Origin of the sequence: Photobacterium lipolyticum (genome assembly GCF_003026475.1) — a bacterium.
GTDB lineage: Bacteria > Pseudomonadota > Gammaproteobacteria > Enterobacterales > Vibrionaceae > Photobacterium > Photobacterium lipolyticum.
The window spans coordinates 1-24640 of record NZ_PYMC01000004.1 but is presented as its reverse complement, the minus strand read 5'-3'; the positions used below and the strand labels follow the sequence as shown (position 1 = coordinate 24640).

Genomic DNA, 24640 nt, shown 5'->3' with positions numbered 1-24640 from the left:
CAGCAGAATTAGCAGTCAATCACATCGCGCTCTCTGAATACAGTGAATGATATGTTATGTTGTGCAGCTATTGATAAATTACTCATATATGTTGATAACAACAAAGGAGGCGGGCAGGTTGACTGTTTTTCGCCATGTGGTTCTTGTGTTAATGCTGCTATTGGCACCGCAATTATGTGCAGCTGATATTACAATTTGGTATTCACACCAGTCAGAGTCGTTTATCGAAGGATTAGTGTCACGTTTTGAGCAAGAAACGGCTACTCGTGTTTCCCTCGTTCAGTTTGAGCCTGAAAAAATCAAAGCTGAAATCATACTGGGGGCACAGTATGGCGGGGTGCCTGATCTTATTTTTGTTCCTTCTGATTTTCTCGGTCTTTACCGGCAGATGCAATTAGAGCCGATTCCTGAGCAGTGGCTGAGCACGGAATTGGCCCAGGACGCACGGGAAACGGCATTGGTTGATGGCTCATACTGGGGCGTGCCTATTATTCAGGGCAATCACTTAATGCTGTTTTATAACAAGCAATATGTGGCCAACCCCGCGACAAGCTGGAAGAGTATCCGCACATCAGTCACTCAATTTCAGCAGCTGCATCTTATGCCTGTCGGCTGGAACTACAGCGATATGTACTATTTGGTCCCATTTTTATCAGCATTTAACGGCAGGCCAATTTATGGCGATCTGATCAGTTTAAATACGCCAGCCATGGTTCAGGCCCTTAACTTTTACCACCAGTTAGCTCAGGACAACGTGGTGGATGGAAACTGTGACTATAACTGTTCGCAAAAACTATTCATAAAAGGTGAAACGGCTTACGCCATAAATGGTGACTGGGCTTACCAAGATCTCAAACGTGAACTGGGTGATAACTTAGGTGTGACGCTGTTGCCGACAGTGGAAGGGAAAGTGATGCACCCAATGAAAAGTACGTTTGTTTTCGCTATTCCTGAAAAATCCCGCGACGGCAGCAATAAAAAAGAGCATATCCGACACTTTCTGAAATTTGTCCAAAGAAAAGATAATCAAGAATGGGTGTATCAGAGCCATCGACTACTGCCGGTAGATCAGAAATTATTTAATCAGGTAGTCAAACAAGCGACGGGCGATGAATTGGTCATACTCAAACAGCTTCAGCTCGCCGAGCAAATGCCTTCGCTCACTGCTATGGCGATTGCCTGGCAGGCGATGAAAAAAGGTTATTTAAGGTTCAAGGATGGTTTATCAGCAGAAGAAGCGGCGGCATATATGCAGCAGCTGGCTTTTACACAACAACAGCGGCTGCAAAACTGATGAAGTTACGTTTGAAGTATTCGCTAGCATTACTGATGATGCTTATTGCGATTTTACCAGCTGCAATCGTTGGTAGTTTGATATTAAAACATCAGTCTGATATTGAAAAAAATTATCACATGGAACAACTTGAACGCCTGTCGGGAACCTTGCTGAATGAGTTTAATTACCGGTTTAATGTGCTTTCAACCAGTCTCGATGTTCATGCTCGTGATCGGCTGCTGGTTCAGGCCATGGATGATTTTTTTCTTTCCAGCCATGTTCGAGCAACGTTAGCGTCTTTGGTTAGTCATGCTCCGTTGGTTAAAGCCGCTTACTTGGTTGATAAGAATTGGGAAGAAATTGAAAACTATCGGGGAATGACGGGGCGGATTGAACTAGCTCTAGTCAAGCAGGAGCTGAATCAAAGAATTGAGAAAGGGCAGTTGAGCACCGCCTGGCAGTGGGTATTTGCTTATCAGAATGAAGTGCTGGTCTCCAGTAACATCAGCCCCAGCCAGCGAGGTATTACACTCGTGGTTCCGATCTATCAGTCTTTACTGACGGAAGGTCTAACTCGACAGCCGCTCGGTTACCTTATCGCAGTTATCCCGGTTGAGAGCATTAGTGAAGTACTCCGCCCTTACCTGAAATTTGGAGAGAAAGTAGAGCTCTACCGCGATCAGAACCAGGTGCTGGTGGTGGCGTCTGACGGCGATACTGCATTAAGTGATCCGATCACACTGAGTCAGCAGATTGAAATTGATAATGAATATATCGCAAACCCTCTTAGCTATAATGCAGTGGTATACATAGACCGAAACCTTAAGGGAGGTGAACTTGCCGATTCCCTTCATATTATTTTATTGGTGATAGCTGGGTTGATTGTGCTGGGTGTGTTTGGTGCTGCGGTCACCTATCGTTGGATCACTCGCCCGCTGAGTGTCTTAATGCAGATGGTGCGTTCATATTCTCGTGGTGAGTATATCCAGAAGGAGCGTAAGCTGCGCTTTGCTGAGTTCTATCAAGTAGGTAAACTATTTAACGAGATGGCCTCGACTATTCAGGCTCAGCTTGAAGATCTTGCGTTGACTAATAACGCATTGAAAAAAGCCTATAGTGAAAAAGAAAAATACAATCTTCAGTTACTCAACTTTAACGATCAGTTAGGGAAAAAAGTTGAGGAAAAAACGGAGGAGCTGACTCATTCGCTTCAGCGTGAAGAAAAACGGCGTAAGATCCTGCAGTCATTACTGGCCTTCAGCGCTAAACTACAGCAAGGCGATGTCAAAGAGGTCGCACTAGTGCAGGTGGCCAATTTGTATCCGCAGGCGGGTTGGGCCCTGAAACTCGAAGGAACCGATGACGCCGAATGGGAAACTTCCGGTATTGACTCTGCAGTCCTCGTGCTATTGGAAAACGTGAAAGCCAATGCCGAGTACTGCTATCAAAGTGGTGAAAAGAGCTTACATTGCTTTAATCTGGCAGACTCCCAAGGTCATTCACTTGGAATGCTAGTGATGCAGTATTCTCTGCTTGAGCGGGAAGATTTTGAGATTATTTCTTTATTCGTGCGTCAACTCTCTTCCGCGATAGAGGGGCGGATGCTAAACGAAGAACTCGAACGTATTGCCGTGACAGATGCGCTGACTGAATTACCTAACCGTAAAGCATTCGATAGCGCCTTTGACCGCAGTGCCGATTTGGTTATGCGTTATCCGGAACGCAAATTTGGAGTTTTCATCATTGATGTTAATGATTTGAAGCAAGCGAACGATGATTACGGCCATGTTGTCGGTGACAATCTATTGAAAGTTGTCGCAGAGGCGCTCCAAGAAGCTTGCCGTCAAACCGACTGTGTTTTCAGATTAGGTGGTGATGAATTTGCTATCGTAGTTGAAGACGGAGGACAAAAAGCTTGTCAGGTATTGGGCCGGCGATTAGAGGCTGTAAGAGGCAAGCGTACTGTTCTGCTGGATAGTGGTGACTCGCTCCCCATTCATTTTGCTTTAGGTTGGGCGAGTAGCGAAAATACCCCAATGGATAAACTGTTTCAAGTCGCGGATAAAGCGATGTATCAGGACAAACAAGCCTACCATCAGCATCCGAATTTGCAGGGGCAACCTTCTTAACCAAGACTATTTTTACATCAATTATGGATAGTTGAAGCACCTAAACACGTCATCCCGGAATCGAGGAACGAAATATCCGGGATCCAGCTCTAACCGTGTGCCTTAGATTCCGTATAAGTTCGTACCTCACTTTACGGAATGACGAAGTGTAGTGACTAAACACGTCAAAACCTCTGTTATGAAGTTCCAATTCCATTGAATAGTATGCCATTCAGAGATTCTTAATGGCGTTGGTATGATCTCATAATATCTTCATCCCCATTATTACGGCCATTGCTTAGGTTATTACCGACCTAGTGATTTGGTATATTATCTAAGTCCGCCACCCCTCGTATTCTTTTTTACCGTGTTTCTTCACAAGTTGACTATAATGGTTATCATACCGTTCCAGGTTTCTGATGCGCATAGCTTTTTCTTCTGTCGTAGCATCTCTGGTAATAGAAAAATAATGTAAAAGGCAGAGGCGCTTCAGAGGAAACTAAATAAGTCATACGTGATAGCAGTTAGACGAAACAACAGAGGAGATACTTATGTCCCGTTCGCTTATTGATATTGAAGACAGCTTCTATGAGCCATTACACCGTATGCAGGAAGAGCTGACAAACAATTTCTGGGACTGGCCGTTTACCAGTATTCGCGCTACCGGCCATAAGAGTTATCCGCCGGCAAACCTCGGTCATACCGATGACAAGGTTATAGTTTACCTGTTTGTCCCCGGTTTTGATTTGGCAAGTATCGAACTGAATGCCCGGCATGGTTTGCTGACTATTTCTGGTCAACGTCCAATCCCGAAAAGCGAAAAAGGCAAGTATTACGCCAATGAACGTTTTTCAGGAGAGTTTCACCGTTCAATTAGCCTTCCTGACTACGCAGATCCGGATCAGGCCGAAGCAAGCTACCGTGATGGTATATTGACCGTTAGCTTCCGCCGAAACGATGATGCATTGTCACCGAAAAAAATTGAAATTAAATGACGAAACGGAGGTTGTTATGAGTAATGAACTATACGCTTCAGACCGGGAAAAACCACGTTATATCAGCCCTCGCGTTGATATCTGCGAAGATGATGACGGTATCAGTCTTTATGCGGATATGCCCGGAGTGGCACGTGACGGACTCATCATCGAGACTCTTGAGAATAAACTATCCATCAAAGGTAATATCGACCTTGAGCCTGACGCAAGCTATAAGCCAATTATGAATGAAGTACGCTATAACGCCTACTCACGTGAGTTTACATTAAGCAAAGAGTTTGACAGTACACATATTTCTGCCAGTTTAAATGATGGTGTGCTTTACCTGCATATTCCTAAGCGTGAAGAGCTAAAACCTACACGGATCAAAATCAATCTCGATTGATTGCGGCAAATTTCGGCTTACGAAATCTGGCTTTCATCACTGAAGAAAGGTGTTATGGAGTATCGTGATTATTACGCAATACTTGATGTTCCCCGCAACGCAACTCAGGCGGATATTAAGCGTGCTTATAAAAAACTGGCGCGTAAATACCATCCAGATGTCTGTAAAGAAGCGGATGCCGATAAAAAGTTCATCCAAGTCCGTGAAGCTTATGAAGCGCTAAAAGATCCTAAAAAGCGTGCAGCCTATGACCAGCTTGGAGACAGTTGGCACTCCGGGCAGGAATTTACTGCGCCGCCCAACTGGGAGCGTAACTTTCACTTTTCTGGTGACAATTTTACACAGGGAGATGCAGCGGCGTTTTCCGATTTTTTTGAATCCCTGTTCGGCAATCCGTTTCAGCAGACGCGACCTCGCTCCCGTCAGGCGTTCCGCGGCCATAGCTTCACGACGAAGGGGGAAGATCAGCATGCCAAAATCCAGATCGATATTGAAGATAGTTTCCTTGGAACAACCCGGACATTGACCCTGCAAGATCACTCGTTACAGAGGCAACAGGCTCAAACAATTAGTTTGCGCATTCCAAAGGGGATCCGGGAGGGGCAGCAAATCCGCCTGAGCGGAAAGGGGCTGCCGGGACAATCCGGTGGAGCTAACGGGGACCTTTATCTTGAGGTGAGTTTCCGATCCCATCCCTTCTATCGGATAGAGCAAAAAAACCTCTGCCTGGTGCTTCCCATCGCCCCATGGGAAGCAGTTTTGGGTGCTAAAGTAAAGCTGCCTACCCCAACAGGCCCGCTTGAAGTCACGGTTCCGGCCAACTCGGCTTCAGGACAGACATTACGCCTTAGCGGGCGTGGTCTGCCCGGAAACCCTCCCGGAGATATGTTGATCAAACTGAATATTGTGCTACCCAAAGTGGAAGATGAGCAGTCTAAGGCGTTGTTTCGGCAGATGAAGGACACCATGCCCTTCAATCCACGCAGCAAACTGGGAGTTTAGCCAATGACTGAGCGACTTACTCCAAACCAGCTGACTATCACAATAATCGCAGAACATGAGCCGACCCTGACTCTGGTCGAACTCTGCCGGGCCTGCGGCACACATCCTGAATGGGTAATTGCCTTGGTTGAGGAGGGAATACTCGACCCTCAAGGTGATCGGCCAATACACTGGCGGTTTGAAACGACCTGCCTGAGGCGCGCACGCAGAGCTCAGCGAATGGAACAAGATTTAGGATTGAACCTGCCCGGTATCGCTGTCGCTTTGGATCTTCTCGATGAGGTGGAGCGCTTGCAGCGTAAACTCGACAGTCAAATGTAAAGTTTGTTGCCAAGAGAAAAGCATTACCTGACCCCCAATGATTTCTGGTCTGGCAACAGTAATTAAGGTGTGTTAACCAGACCATAGCAGCATTATTTACGTGATCGATGTTATAACAGGACGATCTTGTTGGCTTCACACTCGGCAATCATTTCATCAGGCCAGATAGAAGATTGTACTTCTCCAATGTGTGCTTTCTGCAGGAAGAACATACAAATGCGAGACTGACCGATCCCACCGCCGATGGTATAAGGCAGCGATTTGTTTAAGACCATGCTGTGGAACGGCAGCGAGGCGCGATCTTCACAGCCGGAAATGGCCAATTGCTCTGCCAGACTCTCTTCACATACACGAATACCCATAGAGGAAAGCTCCAGTGCGCTGTCCAGTAGCGGGTTCCAGAACAACAGGTCACCGTTCAGGTTCCAGTCATCGTAATCCGGTGCCCGGCCATCATGTCTTTCACCATTCGACAAGGTATGGCCGATATTTTGAATAAATACTGCTCCATGTTCTTTACAGATGGCATTTTCCCGCTCTTTTGACGTCAAATCTGGGTATTTTTCCACTAACTCTTGTGAGGTAATAAATGTCACCTTTGATGGAAGACGTTTTTGTAATACGGGATATTCCTGATAGACATAGTTTTCGGTTTTAAGGAATGAGTTGTAGATTTTTTCTACGGTAGCCTGCAGGTAGGCTTCATGACGCATCGACTTATCGAGTACTTTTTCCCAATCCCACTGATCTACGTAGATAGAGTGAATATTGTCGAACTCTTCGTCCCGGCGGATGGCATTCATATCCGTGTACAGACCTTCGTCTTTTTGGAAACCGTAGCGTCCCAGCGCCATACGCTTCCATTTTGCCAGCGAGTGAACGACTTCTACCCGGGCGCCATTGTCGTCCAACAAATCAAAATCCACCGGACGCTCGGTGCCATTAAGGTTGTCATTCAGGCCGGTGTTTGGCTTGACGAACAGTGGGGCAGAAACCCGCGTCAGATACAGCTCGTAAGCTAAGGCGTCTTCGAAATAGTCTTTAAGCTTTTTGATTGCGATTTCCGTATCGCGTAGTCCCAGTAGTGGTTGGTAATTTTCTGGTACATTCAGTTTCATGAAACACCCCTTTCTTCTTGATTTATCTAAAGCTTTCTGGTACGCCTTACGATGGCGAGGTTGCAGCGTCCATTATTTTGTAAACAATTTTTTGTCAGTAGCACTCGAATTTTACGTTTTTCATACAATAAAACGCCAAGGCCTCTTGTGAGCTAAAATTGTCGGGCCTTGGTTGGAAGAATGTATGTTGCGATGGGAGAGAGGTGAAACAGCATCCTGTGCTGATTGCGTGCCGTATGTACTGCGCCTCGTTCTCACGGAGATGTCGAGAGGACGATGGTTGAATCGTCGGCCAGCATTGTTGAATAAATAAACACACTGTTGTATTCAGTGTGTATTTTTTGATAAAGCTAGAAGTTTTGACGAGATCAGTCACCACCTTCGTCATTCCGTAAAGTGAGGCACGAACTTCTACGGAATCTAAGGCGCACGCTGTTAGAGCTGGATCCCGGATATCTCGTTGCTCGATTCCGGGATGACATGTTTAGGTGTTTCAACTATTCATAATTTATGTGAAAGAGTCTAGTTTCTAGTGATTTGAGAACTCTACACCATTTTCGATTTTTGCCATGCGATCATACAAAATGACGTTTACGGCGGCCGCAAGGTTCATGCAACCTTTTGTGGGTACGTAAATTGTGTCGCGACAAAACGCAGTAATTTCTTTTTTCAGTGTGCCGTCTTCAGGGCCGAAGATGTAAAACGCGCGCTCTGGGTGCTTGTATTCAGGAAGTGGTTTCGCCCCTTCGATAAGATCAACGGCAACGGGTGTGCAACCCATTGGGATGATGTCTTTAAGTTCTTCGACACCAATTAACGGAATGCTGCGGTGAACATCTTTTGTATCGGTACAGAACTGCTTAGCCATGTCATAGCGTGTCCCGGTATAGAATACAGTGTTGACACCGTAGCAGCCCGCAGCCCGCATTACCGAACCGACGTTTTCAGGAGTTTTAGGGTTAAATAGCCCCACACAAGAGTAGCCTTTGCTCATTACTGTACTTCTTCGATAAAAAATTGAAGCGGGATTATATACCCAAACCCCCTCAAGATGCGAGGTTCAGAGCTTCCTCTGGGAATTCAATTCAAACGAAATGCGTGCAGGAATGGTAGTTCCTTTCAAGCGTATTTTGTGAAGGAGTGATTTTCCAGAGGAGCTCCCAAACGCTAAGTTAACTGAGTGGGAGGCTGATCAGATTAGTCGAGATTTTAGTGGTGAAGCTCAAAATGTTGAACTATTCAAAAATAAATTCAGTGCCTTGAGTTCGCTGCTCAGATTGTGTATTCGTGAAATAATTTCACGTTCTAAATGTGCTAAATGTTTTGGGGGGTCAAGTTCTGCCAATGCAGGATGAGCATCCCTGATCCTTTGTAAATCAAAGTAATTTTCATTGATTTCATTCAGCAGTACTTGCCGATCGGATAATGAGCTTTGTTCTTCCATAAACACCTCACTAAGCATTGTAAATGACTTATTGGGATAACATCTTGAACAGATCTTACAGTACTAACCGTAATATGGAATGTAAAGTCCGACCACTAAATATTTTACAATACCCTGCAAGCTGGTTAACAATATTACAGCAAAAGGCGGGCGTTATATTCTGGCAACTCGTACACTGGATAAGCGATTCGTCGCAAAGCCACACACTAAAAAAGCGAGATGATGTGAAAAAGATCATCTCGCTTTTTCTTTATGATTAAAACGTTAACTTGAAATAAGTACCTTCACGGACTAACTCAAAATTCCGTTTTATTTCTACGTATCAATCAAACCAGAGTACTCATGATTGCAGCTACAATGCCGTACATAATCATAGGTACAACGTACGCTTGATAATGAACCCTTCTTTGTTGGCAATGCCCAGAATGGTTTAAACCATAACCTTGAGGGGGTTAAAGCCTAAGCCAATTTATCTGTGTATTACTATTTTTATGCTCAGTTGTGTTATTTAGTTACCAGCTAGAAGTTCGAGGGGAGATAGAGCTGAAAATAGAGGTCGAGAAGAGATAATGAAAGTGAAGGAAAGAGAGGCGAAAATTAAGCAATGTTACAGGTGTGTTTAATCATACTTGAACAAAATGTAGATGATTAGTGTGAAAACCTGCGAGTACCTCGTCACACAGTAAAACCATTATGAAGAGGTACTCAGGCGGTATTCAGCTAAATAAGTAACGGGTATTATTATTTACCGCAACACTTCTTGAATTTCTTGCCGCTGCCACAAGAGCAAGGATCGTTGCGGTTTGGTGTTTTATCAAACGTCGTCGTTTTGGGTTTATTCAAAAGCGCCTCCAGATCGACAATGTTCTCTTCCACATCAGCATTGACTTCGATGTTCGCAAAAATGGTGTTCTCTTCCAGAATCACTTCAACTTCAGCTTTTCGCTCTTCACTAGCAACGGTCAGAGATAACGGAAAGTCTTCAGAACCAGGCTTAGCAGTACGGTTGGTGTTGTAGCCATAGCTTGAGTGTTTTGGCTTCTTCTCGATACGACCTTTGAAGAAAAATTTAGACATGACGAGTTCCTGTGTACCTTAAATGGATCTAAACGCTTAACGAAAAGCGAGCGAGACCACTGAAGTAAGGTGTTAATAGAAAAAGCCTGCGTTGTGGGCAGGCTTTTACAAACGAGGGGGAATGAAGCTCAGTATCCACTTAATGACAGTATAGTGGCGCTGCATTTTGCTCATTACCAGAATTGGGATGAATGGTAACGGTAACGCCTGTTTCTAGCAAGTGTTTGGTTGTTGCTGTTTCCCTGATGTTGAGATAGAAGACAAGCTTCAGAGGACGCCATAACCTATGGCTTTTGCGTCACCATAGTATATCCCCGTTAGACTAATGAACAAAAACACCATCGCGCCCTGATTTTTTAACCTTAAACAATGCCTTATCGGCACAGCAAAGCAGCTCTGCAAAATCGTGCGAAGTATCGGCATTTACGATCCCGATACTTATAGTGACCGCTAGATCCACTGCAATTCGGCTGTAGTCTTGCTCTTTAACTAATAAGTTGATTTTTTCACATAAAGCGCGCACTTCATGTGGCTGCCAGCCAACAATACCCATTACGAACTCTTCCCCTCCCCAACGGGCAATAAAACAGTCATTTTGACTGAACTGCCCAAGTTTCTTACCAACAGTTCGTAAAACTTGGTCACCAGCCAGGTGGGTGTAGGTATCATTGATTTTCTTAAAGTGATCGATATCTAACATCACGATCGATAGCGCCGTATTTGGCCTAGATGTTGAAATGACTTGGTCAATCCATTCATCAAATGCGCGACGATTATGCAAACCGGTTAATTGATCTTCCCTTGCCTGTTTTTCAAAAGCAGAGGCTTGCACTTGTAGGGCTTGGGTTTTTTGCGCAACCTCATATTTTAGTCTTAATTCAGACTGTCTGAGAAGGCGTAGCCTCCACCAGACGAACAAGGCAAAAGAGAAGATGACCAATAAGGCGAGTCCAAGCTGGATATTCTTTCTTTGCCACCAGTGGGGAATAATACGAAAAGAAAAGCTAGCTTGGTTTACTTCATTCGGGTGGTAAGGGTAATACGCGTTAACAACAAAGCGATAATGCCCAGGTGCAAGGTTTGTATACTCGGCGAACCCTTGTGAACCTCGTTCAATCCATTGTGAATCGAGCCCCTCTAGCTTGGTGCGGTAGCGGATGTGCTGAGATGAAATATAACCAAGCCCCACGAAATCAAATGTCATTCGCTGGCTTCCTGCGGGTAAAACAGAGGGTTGTTCATCCGTTAAGTTCAGCCATGTCTGATCACTGCGTACTCGTTCTATGACTGTCGGAAACTTTGGCGACACGAGTTGTTTGAAACGTTGCGGGTGAGTGGATGCAACGCCTTTGGCTGTCGCAAACCATAACTGACCTGAAGCATCGATGGCAGCTGTAGGGTTCGAACCGCCATTAAGTTGGGCCGTTGCCATTCCGTCTCGCTCATTATAATGATCGAAATGGATGCGACGTCGCGTTCCATCGGCGACGGCATTGGCTTCATCTGCCGAAATCCGCAAGATACCGCGATTAGAGGTGAGCCAAAGATAGCCATGTCGATCAGGGATAACTTGAAATAACTTATCAATCGGAAGACCATTTTTCTGTCCAATAATGCTTAGTGTTTGATCTGAAAAGCGGTAACGGATAAGTCCCCGATCGGTGGTCATCCACATATACTCTTTTTGGGCATGAAATCCGAATACGTATTCGGCTTTCTCCAGTGGTTGCAGGTTCAGATTTCGGACCAGGTTTTGATTAATTATTCCGACACCAAGCCCTGTTCCAATCCACAATTGCCCTTGTTCATCTAATGTTAGTGCCATGATGAAATTATCAGGGAGGCCATCTTTTGTCGTAAACAGTTGGTGTGTACCATCGCTAGAATATCTGACCAGCCCGGCTGTTGTACCAACCCACAATTGCCCCTGGTTGTCTTCAACAATGGCACGAATTACGTTGGCGGGTAACCCTTGGAGTTCAACATGCTTCAGCATTTGGTTGTCGAAGCTAAACAGGCCATGATTATAGGAACCCACCCATACTCCGCCATTTTGCCGCAGAGCTAAGCTCATTACCGAGAGTGTTTCAGGTGCCAAATGGTCTGAAGTTGCAGCGGAATAATTACGGGGTTGTCCGTTTTGAATGACACTCAATCCGCGGCTGCTTCCCACGATGATTTCACCGGAATCCAAAGCGAGGACGGTTCGGATATAATCGCCAGCCAGTCCCCTTGATTTATCCCATGTGCTAAAAGGTGTCTGACGCAAGCGGATGAGTCCGGTGTGAGTACCCACCCAGATCGAACTTTCACGATCCTGATAGAGTGATAAGATCTGGTTATGGGGTACGCCATTGAGCTCAGTTAACGAAGAGACGTTGTTAGCGGAAAAACGATAAATGCCCTGGCTAAAGGTGCCAAACCAGTAATTGCCCTGGCTATCAATTAGAATATTAGAAACGAAAATGTTATTTAATTTGTCATGAATACGAGAAAGTCGACCGTCTTGATAGCGCCAGGCTCCGGTTTCTCCCCCAAAGATAATACGCCCCTGTGCATCTTCTACGGCTGAATAAACAGGGGTGTTCTTTAGCCCATTTGATTGGCTGACATTTTCAATCTTGTCGGACGAAATGAGGTACAGCCCCTGGCTCGTTGATGCCAGTAAACCACCATTTTGCCGTAACGAAAGATTGTACACGCTTAGTGCCGGTAAAATTAACTGGTTTTCAGCGTGGTCGTGAGCACGAAAAATAAGGCCTTCTCCCCGTAAGCCGATCCAGATACCGCCGTCAGATTGGCGCAAAACGGCGTTAACAAGGTTTTTGACTGGCGGGAGGGCTTGCCAGTTGTAAGGTTTTCTGTAAATCAGGCCACCTCGGGCATCACCTGCGAGCAACCCACCATCAGGATCAGTATAAAGTGCTTGAACACCTGAATCGATCAGTGCGCTTTCTTGGCCTCTGGTAAAGAGTTTAAATTCCCGGCCATTGAAGCGGGCAATACCTTCCCAGGTTGCAAACCACAGATAGCCATCTTGTGTTTGGCTTATTGCATTAATGCTGTTGTGTGGCAGGCCGTCTCGGCTGGTCCACGTTTCGACAAGGTATTCATCCTGCAGGGAAGCGAGTGAAGAAGATATTCCTCCCAAACATAGTCCGATCACTAAAAAAGTGTTGATGAGTTTGGTTAACGAAGAATTTTGCAGCATGTCTGTTGACCTGTTACGACATTATCCCTGTGGATAACAAAGCGGGAAATATTAGCATGCTCAATCGATTGGACATATTTCGGCTTTGACGAAAAGTCAAAATATGAGCCTGTGGTCACGTAAATTATTCACTTAATGCAACCGAAGAGAGCAAAATATCAGCAATTTTGCGGATGAAATTTCTTGAGCATGAATTGTTATCAAGAGGCTGGCCTTTCTTATTTGGCGTTTGTCGAATCACGATTACTGTCCTATCGTAGAATAATGAAAAGTAAAAAGAATTTGATTTGCAGGGTTGGTGGATAAAAAGGATCGGGAGATGGTTATGCGAAGGAATTGGGCACTCGTACTTTGTTTTATGTTAACAAGCGTTCAGCTTGCTGCTTCTGAAGTGATTGAATCTACTCACCTTGTTGGATTTGGTGAGGCAAAATACCCCAGTAATTTCCCCTATTTTGACTATGTGAATCCTGAGGCTCCTAAAGGGGGCACTGTGACTTACGCTCAAGTTGGCACTTACGATAATTTTAACCGTTACGCGACCCGCGGTGTTTCTGCCGCACGTGCAGAAGCAATGTACGACACCTTGTTTGTTGCGGCGGCTGACGAAATTGACAGTTATTATCCGCTGATTGCGGAAAAGGTCCGTTATTCAGATGATTACTCCTGGATGGAAGTTGATATCAATCCGAAGGCGCGTTTTCATGATGGGCATCCTATCACCGCAGAGGATGTAGCATTTTCTTTCAGCAAGTTTATGACGCAAGGGGTGCCACAATACAAGGTTTACTATAAAGATGTGAAATCGGTGACAACAGTATCCGCTGGTACTGCTCGGGTCGAGATGGCAAAGCCGAACCGCGAAGTATTACTTTCTCTGGTACAGAATCTGACCGTGTTGCCTGCCCATTACTGGAAAGACAAAGATCTGGGTGAACCGCTGAATGAACCGCCGTTGGGTAGCAGCAGTTATAAAGTGGTCGATTACAAACCGGGCCAAAGTGTGACGTATGCACGGATGAAGGACTACTGGGCCGCGAGTTTGCCCGTGAATATTGGCCGTAATAACTTCGATACCATTCGCTATGATTATTACCGTGATGAAACGGTCACACTGGAAGCTTTTAAAGCCGGTGAATATGATGTTCGAGAGGAAAACGTAGCGAAGTTTTGGGCGACCATGTATGAAGGGCCAAATTTCGACAAAGGTTTTATTCGTAAAGAAGAGATCCCCCATCAGATCCCCCAGGCGATGCAGGCTTTTGTTTTCAATACCGACAGTCCATTTTTTAGTGATTCAAGGGTACGCGAGGCATTGAACTACGCCCTGGATTTTCAATGGATGAATAAAACCTTGTTCTATGATCAGTACCAGCGTACGCGTAGTTTTTTTCAGAACACCGACTATGAAGCGAAAGGGCTACCATCAGAAGCTGAACTGGCGGTGCTGGAGCCGATTAAAGACAAGATCCCGCCGCGTGTCTTTACCCATTTTTATCAGCCGCCAGTGACCGATGGTTCTGGACGTATTCGGGCCCAGATCCGCAAAGCACTGCCACTGCTTAAAGAGGCCGGATGGGAGCTTAAAGATAAGGTGATGGTCAATGTGAAGAGCGGCGAACCGTTTATATTTGAGCTGCTGATCTATAGTCCGAGTACGGAACGTCTGGCCATCCCGGTACAGAAAAACCTGAAGCAGATGGGGATCGAAATGAAAATCCGCACGGTGGATACCACGCAATATATTAAGCGGGTGCGCGATCGTGACTTTGATATGGTCTCTGCCGGATATGGTGCCAATCCATACCCCAGCCCAAACCTGTTAATTGCCTGGAATAGCAAATTTATCGACAGTACTTATAACACTGCCGGTGTGCGGGATCCGGCGATTGATTACCTGACCGAAAAAATTGCCGACAACCAGCAAAATCCGAATGCGTTGCTGGCGTATGGCCGGGCTTTGGATCGGGTGCTGCAATGGAACTTCTTTGTCATTCCCCAGTGGCATATTAGTAAGTTCAGGGTTGCAAGCTGGGATAAGTTCTCTCGCCCGGCGATCAGGCCCAAGTATCAACTCGGGCAGGATACCTGGTGGATTGATCAAGAAAAAGCCCGGAAGCTGCCAGAAAAAAGGCGTTAGTCGTCATTGTTGATAACCATCATGCATTGGAGATGCAGTCTGCAATTTCAAGCATGAAAGTTATATAAACCCATAAGATTGTGAATATGACAGCATATATTTTTCGTCGTCTGTTACTGGTTATTCCCACGCTGTGGGCGATCATCACCATTAACTTTTTTGTTATTCAGGTTGCGCCTGGCGGGCCGGTTGAGCAGGCCGTTGCCCGACTTGAAGGACACTCGTCCGGCATTATGGAGCGCTTTACCGGCGGCGGAAAGGAAGTTCAGTCTGCAGAGCCCGGCGATCAGAGTTCGGGCTATCGCGGATCACGAGGCCTGGACCCGGAAGTCGTCGAGGCGATCAGGAAGCAGTTTGGTTTTGATAAACCTCTGCTTGAACGCTATTTAGATATGCTAAAAAACTATGCCACCTTTAATTTCGGAGAAAGCTTATTTAAGGGCGGAAACGTGATTGATCTGATCATAGAGCGGCTACCGGTCTCGATTTCCCTTGGCCTGTGGAGTACGTTGATCATCTACATTATCTCAATCCCGCTCGGGATAGCCAAAGCGATAAAGCATGGTTCGCGTTTTGATATCTGGAGTAGTGCACTCATTATTATCGGGTATGCCATACCGGGGTTCCTGTTTGCGATATTGCTCATCATTGTCTTTTCCAGTGGCAATTATTTCAGCTGGTTTCCGCTGCGGGGATTAGTGTCATCAGATTTTGCACAGATGACATGGTATCAACAGGTGGCGGACTATTTCTGGCACATGACATTGCCAATTCTGGCGATGGTGGTTGGCGGCTTCGCGACCCTGACCATGCTGACCAAAAACTCCTTTCTGGATGAAATCAATAAGCAATATATAGTAACTGCCCGTGCCAAGGGGCTGGATGAACGCAGCATTCTGTATCGTCATGCATTCCGCAATGCGATGCTGATCATCATCGCCGGTTTTCCCAGCGCATTTATCAGTATTTTTTTCACCGGCGCGATGTTGATTGAGGTGATGTTCTCGTTAGAGGGGATAGGTCTGCTTGGTTTTGAATCAACCATTCAGAGAGATTATCCGGTGGTTTTCAGCTCTCTCTATATCATGACGTTGTTAGGTTTGCTGCTGAATATTATTTCAGATCTCACTTATACCCTGGTCGATCCACGTATTGACTTTGAGGGGCGCTAGCGATTATGAACCCAAAAACAAAGAAGCTGAATCCAAACGCAATAATGAAGATAAAACCAGTAACGATGAACCCGATAACAAGGGAAAGATGGTCACGGTTTCGGGCCCATAAGCGGGGTTACTGGTCGCTGTGGATTTTCGCTGTTTTGTTTGTGATCTGCCTTTTTGCTGAAGTGGTTGCCAATGACAAGCCGCTGGTGATTAATTTTAAATCAGACTGGTACTTCCCAATCGTTCAGCAGTACGCCGAGACCGATTTTGGCGGGGAATTTGAAGCAGAAGCGGACTTTACCGATCCTTATGTGGTGGAGCTGATTGAAGCGGATGGATACATGATCTGGCCGTTGATCCCGTTTCATTATGACACCATCAACTACAACCTATCTGGGCCGGCGCCTTCGCCTCCTGATCGTGTTAACTGGCTGGGAACGGATGATAAAGGACGAGATGTGTTGGCACGCATTATTTACGGTTTCAGGGTATCGGTCCTGTTCGGGTTTGCTTTGACCATTATTTCCACCTTGATTGGTGTAGCTGTGGGCGCTTGTCAGGGGTATTACGGCGGCTGGCTTGATCTGTTTGGCCAGCGTTTTATCGAAGTCTGGTCGGGGATGCCAACCTTATTTTTACTCATCATATTGTCGAGTTTTGTTGAGCCTAACTTCTGGTGGTTGTTGAGCATCATGGTGTTGTTCAGCTGGATGACGCTGGTGGGTGTGGTACGGGCTGAGTTTCTGCGTTGTAGAAATCTTGATTATGTACGAGCGGCGCAGGCGTTGGGTGTGAGTGATAGCCGGATCATGCTGCGTCACATGTTGCCAAACGCCATGGTCGCTTCTCTGACAATGATGCCTTTTATTCTCAGTGGTTCGGTTACCACATTAACTTCGCTCGATTTCCTTGGTTTTGGCCTTCCTGCCGGTTCACCGTCACTGGGTGAGTTGCTGGCCCAGGGCAAAACCAATTTGCAGGCACCTTGGCTAGGGCTCTCAGCCTTCGTGGTGCTGTCGATAATGCTAAGCCTGCTCGTCTTTGTTGGTGAAGCGGTTCGTGATGCCTTTGATCCGCATCATCAAAAATAATACCAGAGGGGTGATATGACAGACGCATTGTTAACCATTGAAAACTTAGCTGTTGGATTTGAGAGCGGACAACAGGTTATCCAGGTCATTCAGGATGTCGACCTGACGATTCACCGTGGCGAAACATTGGCGTTAGTGGGGGAAAGTGGCTCCGGAAAATCGGTGACAGCCAATGCTATCTTGCGTCTGCTGCCAATGGCCACGACTCGATACCTTAGTGGCAGAATTCAGTATGACGGCATTGATTTGCTGACGTGCAGTGAGCGGCAGATGCGGGGCCTTCGGGGGAACCGTATCGGCATGATCTTTCAAGAACCGATGATGTCACTGAATCCGCTCCATAGAATTGGTCGGCAATTATGTGAAACGCTGTCTATTCACCGTGGTGTGCGCCAGCGTCAGGCAGAAGAAATCGCACTGAGCTGGTTGAAGAAAGTCGGGATTCGCAATCCCGAAAGTCGCATTAACGCATTCCCGCATGAGTTGTCAGGAGGGGAACGCCAGCGGGTCATGATTGCCATGGCACTGGTCAATGAGCCTGAATTACTGATTGCGGATGAACCAACAACTGCACTCGATGTAACGGTACAGGCACAAATTCTGGCCTTGCTGAAAGAGCTGCAACAGGAACTCGGTATGGCGATGCTGTTTATCACTCACGATTTGAGTATTGTCCGCAGTATTGCTGATCGCGTCTCAGTCATGCAGCTCGGCAGCGTGGTAGAGACAAACACAAAAGAGATCATTTTATCGGCGCCGAGCCATCCCTATACCCGTTTACTTATAGAATCGGATCCGAAAGGTGAGCCGATCCCGGTGGAGTTAGATTCTCCTGTTTTGTTTGAGGCAAAAAATCTGCGAGTCTGGTTTCCAATTAAAGGCGGAATTCTTAAAAGGGTGAAAGGCCATATCAAGGCTGTCACCGATATCAGTTTTCAGCTTCGTAAGGGCCATAGCATCGGTCTGGTTGGTGAAAGTGGATCCGGTAAATCGACTACGGGAATGGCAATATTACGATTACTTAACAGTGAAGGCAGTATTGTCTTTGAAGGAAAGGACATATCCACGTTTGATAGGAAGAAGATGCTGCCACTGCGCCGGCGTATGCAGGTGGTATTCCAGGATCCGTTTTCAGCTCTGAATCCTCGGATGTCTGCAGCTCAGATCATCGGTGAGGGGCTGAAAGTTCACGAACCCATGACCCCGGAGCAAGAAGATCAGGCAATTTGTCTGGCAATGGAAGAGGTGGGGTTGGATACGGAAACGCGTCACCGTTACCCGAATGAGTTTTCCGGCGGACAACGGCAGCGGATTGCGATTGCAAGGGCACTGGTGCTTAAACCGGACTTTATTTTGCTTGATGAACCGACATCATCATTGGATCGCACGGTTCAGTTTCAGGTGCTCGATTTATTAAAATCATTACAACAAAAGCACGGCTTGAGTTATCTGTTTATCAGTCATGATTTAAATGTCGTGAAATCACTCTGCCACTACACCTTAGTACTCAAAGACGGCCAGGTTGTAGAGCAAGGGGATACTGAAACATTGTTCAGCGAACCTCAAGATAGTTATACAAAACAGTTGGTTAACCTCTCATGCCTTTGAATACTTAATCCCGCGATTTACTTGTGTATAGTAGCAAAAAGGATGAACTCGCGTGCATAATGCCAGTTTCACTTACTGTATTAGCCCAGTGTCAAGCACTTGTCGATCATACGGATGCCGCCGTCAGAGGTTTGGCCTTTTATAGACAATGAAGAATAGATACGGGTAAAATACGTCCCACTAAAATAGAGTAAACAGCGACTAGTGGGTTATATCGCAATGAAAAACAAATTTGAATTATTGGCACCTGGTGGCGATATTGAGTCTATAAAAGCCGCAATTGTAGCAGGAGCCGATGCGATATACTGTGGTCTGGATAATTTTAATGCCCGAAATCGAGCAACAAATATAACATTTGATAATTTAAATGGCATCGTAAGACTGGCCCACGAAAATAACTGTAAAATTTTTCTAACATTAAATATCATTATATTAGAAAGCGAAATCCCAGCGATTATACGATTGCTTAATAAGCTGGTAAATACAAAAATAGATGGTGTTATTGTTCAAGATTTAGGTCTGTTTTACATATTGAAAAAACACTTTAAAGACCTTGATGTACATGCGTCGACACAGGCTAATACCCATAATGAGGGACAAATTTTCTTTTTAAATAAGCTGATGGCAAGTAGAGTGAATTTATCAAGAGAGTTAAATATTACTGAGATAAAGCACCTGGCTCAAGTTGGACATGAAAACAATGTCTTAATGGAAGTGTTTGTTCATGGTTCATATTGCATTGGCTTTTCTGGGCTTTGCTACATAAGTTCTGTTCGTAACGGTAATTCAGGCAATCGTGGTCGTTGCAGTCAACCGTGTAGGGATCAGTATTTAACCACATCAGCAGGTAAAGATTATCCTCTTAACCTTAAAGATAACTCGGCTTTTTCTGATCTAAAAGAACTCGCTGATGCTGGTGTTTACTCCTTGAAAGTAGAGGGCAGGATCAAAAAGTCGCACTACGTATATACAGTAGTGGATAACTGGAGAAGGCAGATCCAAAGCTTCTGCGATAATAATGAGTTACTTAGCGATAACACTGAGCTGTATAAAGTGTTCAATAGGGATTTTTCAAACTCGTATTTAAAGGGGGATATTAATAAAAACATGTTTATTGATAACCCTCGTGATCATTCAGTGAAGTATTTCTCTGAAGTCTATGGCTGTTCGACAGATGAGAGTGTTCAAGGAGTAAAACAAAAACTTTATGATGACAAAACTGAGATAATCACAACGGTCGCAGAAAAAATTAAAGATTTAAATATCGATAAAATCCCTTTAACCATTAGTGTGTCCGGAGAGGTTAATAGCCATCTTAAAATATCGGTAAAGACACCAGACTCTTCATTTGATGTGGTGTCTGAAAGCAAACTGATCAACGCTGATAAATATACTATAGATTACAACAGTATAGGAAAAAGACTTAAGACCTTAAACGATGCTGAATATTGCGTTGATGCATTAGACATCGAAAATCTTCAGAGTGATCTTTTTGTTCCATTTAAAGAACTAACGAAAATAAAAGACAGAATAGCATTTCTTCTAAATGGCTCAAAAGAGCGTGTTGCCCCAATTGAAATGTCTGTCTTAAAGAAACCAGCATTGCCGAAACCGGATGAATTAAAGATAAAACCGTCTCTTTCGGTACTCATCTCTGCTAAAAAAGATGCCGAGCTTTGTAATACCACGTCAGCTGATATCTATTATCAGCTTCCTGAATCTATTCACGGTGAATATTCTCAGCTTGTAGAACTTTTTTTAAACAATGAGAATTTAATCCCTTGGTTCCCAGCGATTTTAATCGGAGAAAACTATACCGCAGCGATAGAGTTTCTTGAGCAGGTAAAACCAAATCTCATTGTAACGAATAATACCGGAATCGCTTACAAAGCCTATGAAAATGGAATTAACTGGATAGCTGGTCCATACCTGAATATTACGAATTCCTTCAGCCTTTTATGCATGAAAGAAGAGTTTAATTGTTGCGGATCATTTATCTCAAATGAAATAAATAAAAAGCAAATAAAACAGATTGTGAGTCCTGATAACTTCACGCTGCACTACAGTATCTACCACCCGATTTTACTGATGACGAGCAGACAATGCTTCTTTCATCAGACGACAGGATGTAAAAAGAAGAATTTTGATGCGAAATGCCTTAAAAAGTGCAAAAAATCCGCATCAATTATTAATTTGAAAGAAGCTTCTTTTGTAATCGATAAGCAAAAGGGTGATCACAATAGCATCTATAGCCATAATAATTTCTTGAACACAGATATTATTGCAGATTTGCCGGGCATGTTTTCTAGTTACTTTATTGATTTAAGGGATATAACAACTGAAACGCATATCGGAAAAGATAAAGCAAGCGTTATACAGCTTTTTCAAAATCTCTTAAACGGAAACCCAGATTCAAAATCGGAACTTGAACAAGTTGTTTATCCAACAACGAATGGTCAATATATAAAGGGTTTGTAAAAACAATCAATAAAAAGATAAGCACTTAGGTAGGCGGCCTTTAAAGGCCGCTTTTGGTGACATTGCCATTACCAACAATCAGAGAACCTTTTAGCGGTTAATCAACCATTTGGTACAAACGGCGAGGTCTACCGCCAGTATTGTAGTTTAACACTAAGCGGATTGTGCCTTCTGACTCTAGAAACTCTAGATAGCGCCTTGCCGTAATACGGCTGACGTTCATGCGCTCACCAATTTCATCGGCAGAGAAGTCATGCAACTTCTCTTCGTGCAGAATTGCTTTCAATGAAGCAAGGGTGGTGGCATCAATGCCTTTCGGTGTCTGGCGTAATTGCTTTGCAGGCGCTTTACGTAAGATTTGATCGATCTCTCCTTGATTAACCGTGGCTGCTCGAGCGAACTGCTGTTTGTATTGCTTATAATCGTTAAGTGCTTGGTTAACACGAGACATACGAATGGGTTTAACTAAATAGTCGATCACACCCAGCTGAACGGCTTTTTCGACCGTGGCAGTTTCTCGTTCAGCGGTCGTCATAATGAAATCACACTCTGCGTTTTGTTCACGTAGATGGCGAATAACATCAATACCATTGCCATCAGGCAACGTTATATCGACAAAGATTAATGTCGGTTTGTATGCCTTGAATTGTGACAAGGCTTCTGAGCAGGTTTCGCTGACGGCCACCACCGTAAAATCAGGGTGTTGATTGATGGTCGATTCGAGGGTATAGCTTGCACGAAGGTCATCCTCAAGCAGCATTACAGTGGTTTTAGTCATAATTAGCGATTTCATTTTTATCTAAGTAAATGCTGAACAGCGTAGTGTGTTGCTCTGTCCGCTCCCAATCAATACTTCCGTGAAAGTAATTAACTAGTTGCTTGACCAGGTACAAGCCTATGCCGCTTTGCTCGTCGTTATTTTTTGAGCTTACACCGAACTCTAAAATATGCTCTGCAATATTTTCGGGCACTCCTGCGCCGCTGTCTTGAATCTCTAGAATGATGTGATTACTGCGATCGCTGAGGTACACATGTATTTCTGGCTCTGCTTCATCCCTGTTTTGCCACGCAGCGAGCAGGGCATTATCGATCAGGTTACCTATCATAGTAACGAGTTTTTCCGAGATATTCTTCTCATAACTCGATAGATTCGTATCCACATCAATAGTGTACTTCACGCCAATCTCTGACGCTTTATTGAATTTTGCGAGCAATAAACCTGCTACGGCACTGTCTGCTACTGACAACACAATGTTATGAATAATTGATTGATAGCGGTCAGTTTCTTGTTGAATGAAATCAACCGCTTCATCGTACTTACCGATTTGCAGCATGCCTGAAAGTACATTGAGCTTATTGGAATACTCGTGTGTTTTGCTGCGAAGCAACTCCGCGTAATTCTTCAGGTAGGTGACTTCGTGTTCAAGCTCGCTGTGATCAAGGTCGGGGAATAATACGATTGCGTGACCCAGCAAACCTTTAGGGGTGTTGATTGGATAGACGTTGGCTTTGTATTTCAACTTGCCAATATTGAATTCGCCTTGGTGGAATATACCCTGATTAGCGAGAACCAGATGACTTAACGGCGTGGAATAGCGTGACAAAGGGTGATTCACATAGTCGTAGCGATCCAATATACCCATGGAAAGCATCTTGATTGCGCTGTTATTAATCGTGGCTATATTCATGTGGCTATCTACCGCAATAATGGCATCACGAATACTGTCAAGTACCATCTCATGTTCGCGGAATTTGTTCACGATAAACTCCGGTTCATAGTCCAGGAAGGTTCGTTTCATCTTGAACATCAACGAGATTGTCGTACCGATACCAAGTAGATAGACTATGCCGGTAAGCATACCGATGTGACCGTATTGCTGTAATAAAATATCGGATGTTTTCTCGGATAAATACCCGATACAGATAGCCCCGATGACTTTTCCGTCTAAAAAAACGGGGGAAAAGTTACGGATAGCTTCGCCCAGTGATCCTGATGCGACATTGCTGTATTCGTCGCCTCGCTTCAATACCGGGTAAATGTCATCACCGATAAAATGCTTGCCGATTCTATCGGGATTTGTGTGGGTTAAACGCATCGCATTTTTATCGACCACCACGATAAAGGAAGCATCGGTACGTGCCCTGATATCTTCCATATAGTTTTGCAGGTCGTAATTCTGCTGCCTATTTTTGGCATCAACGGCATGAATGACCTGCGGATCATGGGCGATCACGCGCGCCAGTTCCAATCCCCTGGCCTCAATGCCTTCCTGATACGAATTTTGCAGTAAAAAAAAGATAGCGGTGGTTACAACGATAACAATAGCAGAGGTGGTGGCAACGGTGATTAAGGCCAGATAGCTCTTAAGTTTCATGAAAGGCCTCAGAATAGCGGGGTTCGTGAAGGGGCAGTATAGCGGGCTCTCTGCCGAAAGTAATATGTGCTGAGTCAGAAATAATGACGATCAGACCGCTTAATTTACAATACATCGGACCAAGCTGCCGTGTACAAAAGTTACAAAAGCTAAAGATAGTTACATTAAGGGTGCGCTCAATATTCCAATCAGTAAGTGTTGTTAGACTGCTGGCATAATTTTAATAACCCTACACTTAATAGTGGAATAGGGTTCGTGTACATATGTACATGCTATTGGATTTCATAATATTACCTATCGGAGGATAGCTGTGAAGACAATTACCACAGATATCGCTGTAATCGGCGCAGGTGGCGCAGGACTGCGTGCTGCCATCGCTGCTGCTGAAGCAAACCCAGACTTAGAAATTGCACTGATTTCTAAAGTTTACCCAATGCGCTCTCATACCGTAGCTGCAGAGGGTGGCTCCGCTGCCGTCATCAAGGATGAGGATAGCCTGGACAACCACTTCAACGATACTGTTGGTGGTGGTGACTGGCTATGTGAACAGGACGTTGTTGAATATTTTGTAGAAAACGCGACTCGCGAGATGACCCAGCTGGAACAATGGGGTTGTCCTTGGAGCCGTAAAGAGAACGGTGACGTTAACGTTCGTCGTTTTGGTGGTATGAAGGTTGAGCGTACCTGGTTCGCTGCCGATAAAACCGGCTTCCACATGCTCCACACGCTTTTCCAGACCTCTATCAAATATACCCAAATCAACCGCTTTGACGAATACTTCGTGGTTGACCTGCTGGTAGAAGAGGGCGAAGTACAAGGCCTTATCGCTATTCACATGGCTGAAGGCG

19 protein-coding genes are annotated in these 24640 nt (G+C 44.9%); 12 read left to right on the top strand and 7 right to left on the bottom strand.

Annotated elements, in window-relative coordinates:
* Positions 1 to 118 precede the first annotated feature (118 nt).
* The 6 genes from C9I89_RS07555 (at position 119) to C9I89_RS07530 (ending at position 6087) form a co-directional block, all read left to right on the top strand.
* Positions 119 to 1294: a sugar ABC transporter substrate-binding protein gene (locus C9I89_RS07555; protein WP_245905433.1), complete on the top strand. Its 1176-nt coding sequence runs from the start codon at positions 119 to 121 to the stop codon at positions 1292 to 1294.
* Positions 1294 to 3405, top strand: a complete 2112-nt coding sequence (locus C9I89_RS07550; protein ID WP_245905432.1) for a diguanylate cyclase domain-containing protein — start codon at positions 1294 to 1296, stop codon at positions 3403 to 3405. Before C9I89_RS07555 ends, C9I89_RS07550 begins: the two co-directional genes overlap by 1 nt.
* Positions 3406 to 3935: 530 nt before the next feature.
* Positions 3936 to 4379, top strand: coding sequence for an Hsp20/alpha crystallin family protein (locus C9I89_RS07545; RefSeq protein ID WP_107282751.1), 444 nt, complete (start codon positions 3936 to 3938; stop codon positions 4377 to 4379).
* A 16-nt stretch (positions 4380 to 4395) separates the two neighbouring features.
* Complete coding sequence (locus C9I89_RS07540) at positions 4396 to 4764, top strand: Hsp20/alpha crystallin family protein (RefSeq protein ID WP_170107656.1); 369 nt, start codon at positions 4396 to 4398, stop codon at positions 4762 to 4764.
* 54 nt (positions 4765 to 4818) lie between these two features.
* Positions 4819 to 5766, top strand: coding sequence for a DnaJ C-terminal domain-containing protein (locus C9I89_RS07535; RefSeq protein WP_107282945.1), 948 nt, complete (start codon positions 4819 to 4821; stop codon positions 5764 to 5766).
* A 3-nt stretch (positions 5767 to 5769) separates the two neighbouring features.
* Positions 5770 to 6087, top strand: coding sequence for a chaperone modulator CbpM (locus C9I89_RS07530; protein ID WP_107282749.1), 318 nt, complete (start codon positions 5770 to 5772; stop codon positions 6085 to 6087).
* 110 nt (positions 6088 to 6197) lie between these two features.
* On the opposite strand, the gene asnA is transcribed toward C9I89_RS07530, so the two are convergent.
* From asnA to C9I89_RS07505, 5 genes are all read right to left on the bottom strand, one after another.
* A complete protein-coding gene (gene asnA / locus C9I89_RS07525; protein ID WP_107282748.1) occupies positions 6198 to 7205 on the bottom strand; it encodes an aspartate--ammonia ligase in 1008 nt (335 codons plus the stop codon).
* Between the two features lie 529 nt (positions 7206 to 7734).
* Positions 7735 to 8199: an RNA methyltransferase gene (locus C9I89_RS07520; RefSeq protein ID WP_107282747.1), complete on the bottom strand. Its 465-nt coding sequence runs from the start codon at positions 8197 to 8199 to the stop codon at positions 7735 to 7737.
* A gap of 228 nt (positions 8200 to 8427) precedes the next feature.
* Entirely contained in the window at positions 8428 to 8649 is a 222-nt protein-coding gene (locus C9I89_RS07515) for a hypothetical protein (RefSeq protein ID WP_107282746.1), read from the bottom strand.
* A 741-nt stretch (positions 8650 to 9390) separates the two neighbouring features.
* Positions 9391 to 9726, bottom strand: coding sequence for a PBPRA1643 family SWIM/SEC-C metal-binding motif protein (locus C9I89_RS07510; protein ID WP_107282745.1), 336 nt, complete (start codon positions 9724 to 9726; stop codon positions 9391 to 9393).
* A gap of 322 nt (positions 9727 to 10048) precedes the next feature.
* Complete coding sequence (locus C9I89_RS07505) at positions 10049 to 12937, bottom strand: ligand-binding sensor domain-containing protein (protein ID WP_107282744.1); 2889 nt, start codon at positions 12935 to 12937, stop codon at positions 10049 to 10051.
* A gap of 319 nt (positions 12938 to 13256) precedes the next feature.
* On the opposite strand from C9I89_RS07505, the gene C9I89_RS07500 reads away from it, so the two are divergent.
* From C9I89_RS07500 to C9I89_RS07480, 5 genes are all read left to right on the top strand, one after another.
* Positions 13257 to 15077 (top strand): extracellular solute-binding protein, encoded by a 1821-nt coding sequence (locus tag C9I89_RS07500; RefSeq protein WP_107282743.1) that lies wholly within the window; start codon positions 13257 to 13259, stop codon positions 15075 to 15077.
* Positions 15078 to 15163: 86 nt separating this feature from the next.
* On the top strand, positions 15164 to 16249 hold the full coding sequence (locus tag C9I89_RS07495) for a microcin C ABC transporter permease YejB (RefSeq protein ID WP_107282742.1): 1086 nt from the start codon (positions 15164 to 15166) through the stop codon (positions 16247 to 16249).
* 44 nt (positions 16250 to 16293) lie between these two features.
* Complete coding sequence (locus tag C9I89_RS07490; RefSeq protein WP_107282741.1) at positions 16294 to 17331, top strand: ABC transporter permease; 1038 nt, start codon at positions 16294 to 16296, stop codon at positions 17329 to 17331.
* 15 nt (positions 17332 to 17346) lie between these two features.
* On the top strand, positions 17347 to 18939 hold the full coding sequence (locus C9I89_RS07485; RefSeq protein ID WP_107282740.1) for an ABC transporter ATP-binding protein: 1593 nt from the start codon (positions 17347 to 17349) through the stop codon (positions 18937 to 18939).
* 219 nt (positions 18940 to 19158) lie between these two features.
* Complete coding sequence (locus C9I89_RS07480) at positions 19159 to 21417, top strand: peptidase U32 family protein (RefSeq protein ID WP_107282739.1); 2259 nt, start codon at positions 19159 to 19161, stop codon at positions 21415 to 21417.
* Positions 21418 to 21514: 97 nt separating this feature from the next.
* Here the strand turns inward: C9I89_RS07480 and C9I89_RS07475 are convergent, their stop codons facing one another.
* Positions 21515 to 22195: a response regulator gene (locus tag C9I89_RS07475; protein ID WP_107282738.1), complete on the bottom strand. Its 681-nt coding sequence runs from the start codon at positions 22193 to 22195 to the stop codon at positions 21515 to 21517.
* Positions 22188 to 23792, bottom strand: coding sequence for an ATP-binding protein (locus C9I89_RS07470; protein WP_107282737.1), 1605 nt, complete (start codon positions 23790 to 23792; stop codon positions 22188 to 22190). The genes C9I89_RS07475 and C9I89_RS07470 overlap by 8 nt, the downstream gene beginning before the upstream one ends.
* A 310-nt stretch (positions 23793 to 24102) precedes the next feature.
* Between C9I89_RS07470 and C9I89_RS07465 the strand changes: the two genes are divergently transcribed.
* The coding region (locus tag C9I89_RS07465) for an FAD-binding protein (protein WP_146155056.1) at positions 24103 to 24640 on the top strand (538 nt) is incomplete at its 3' end.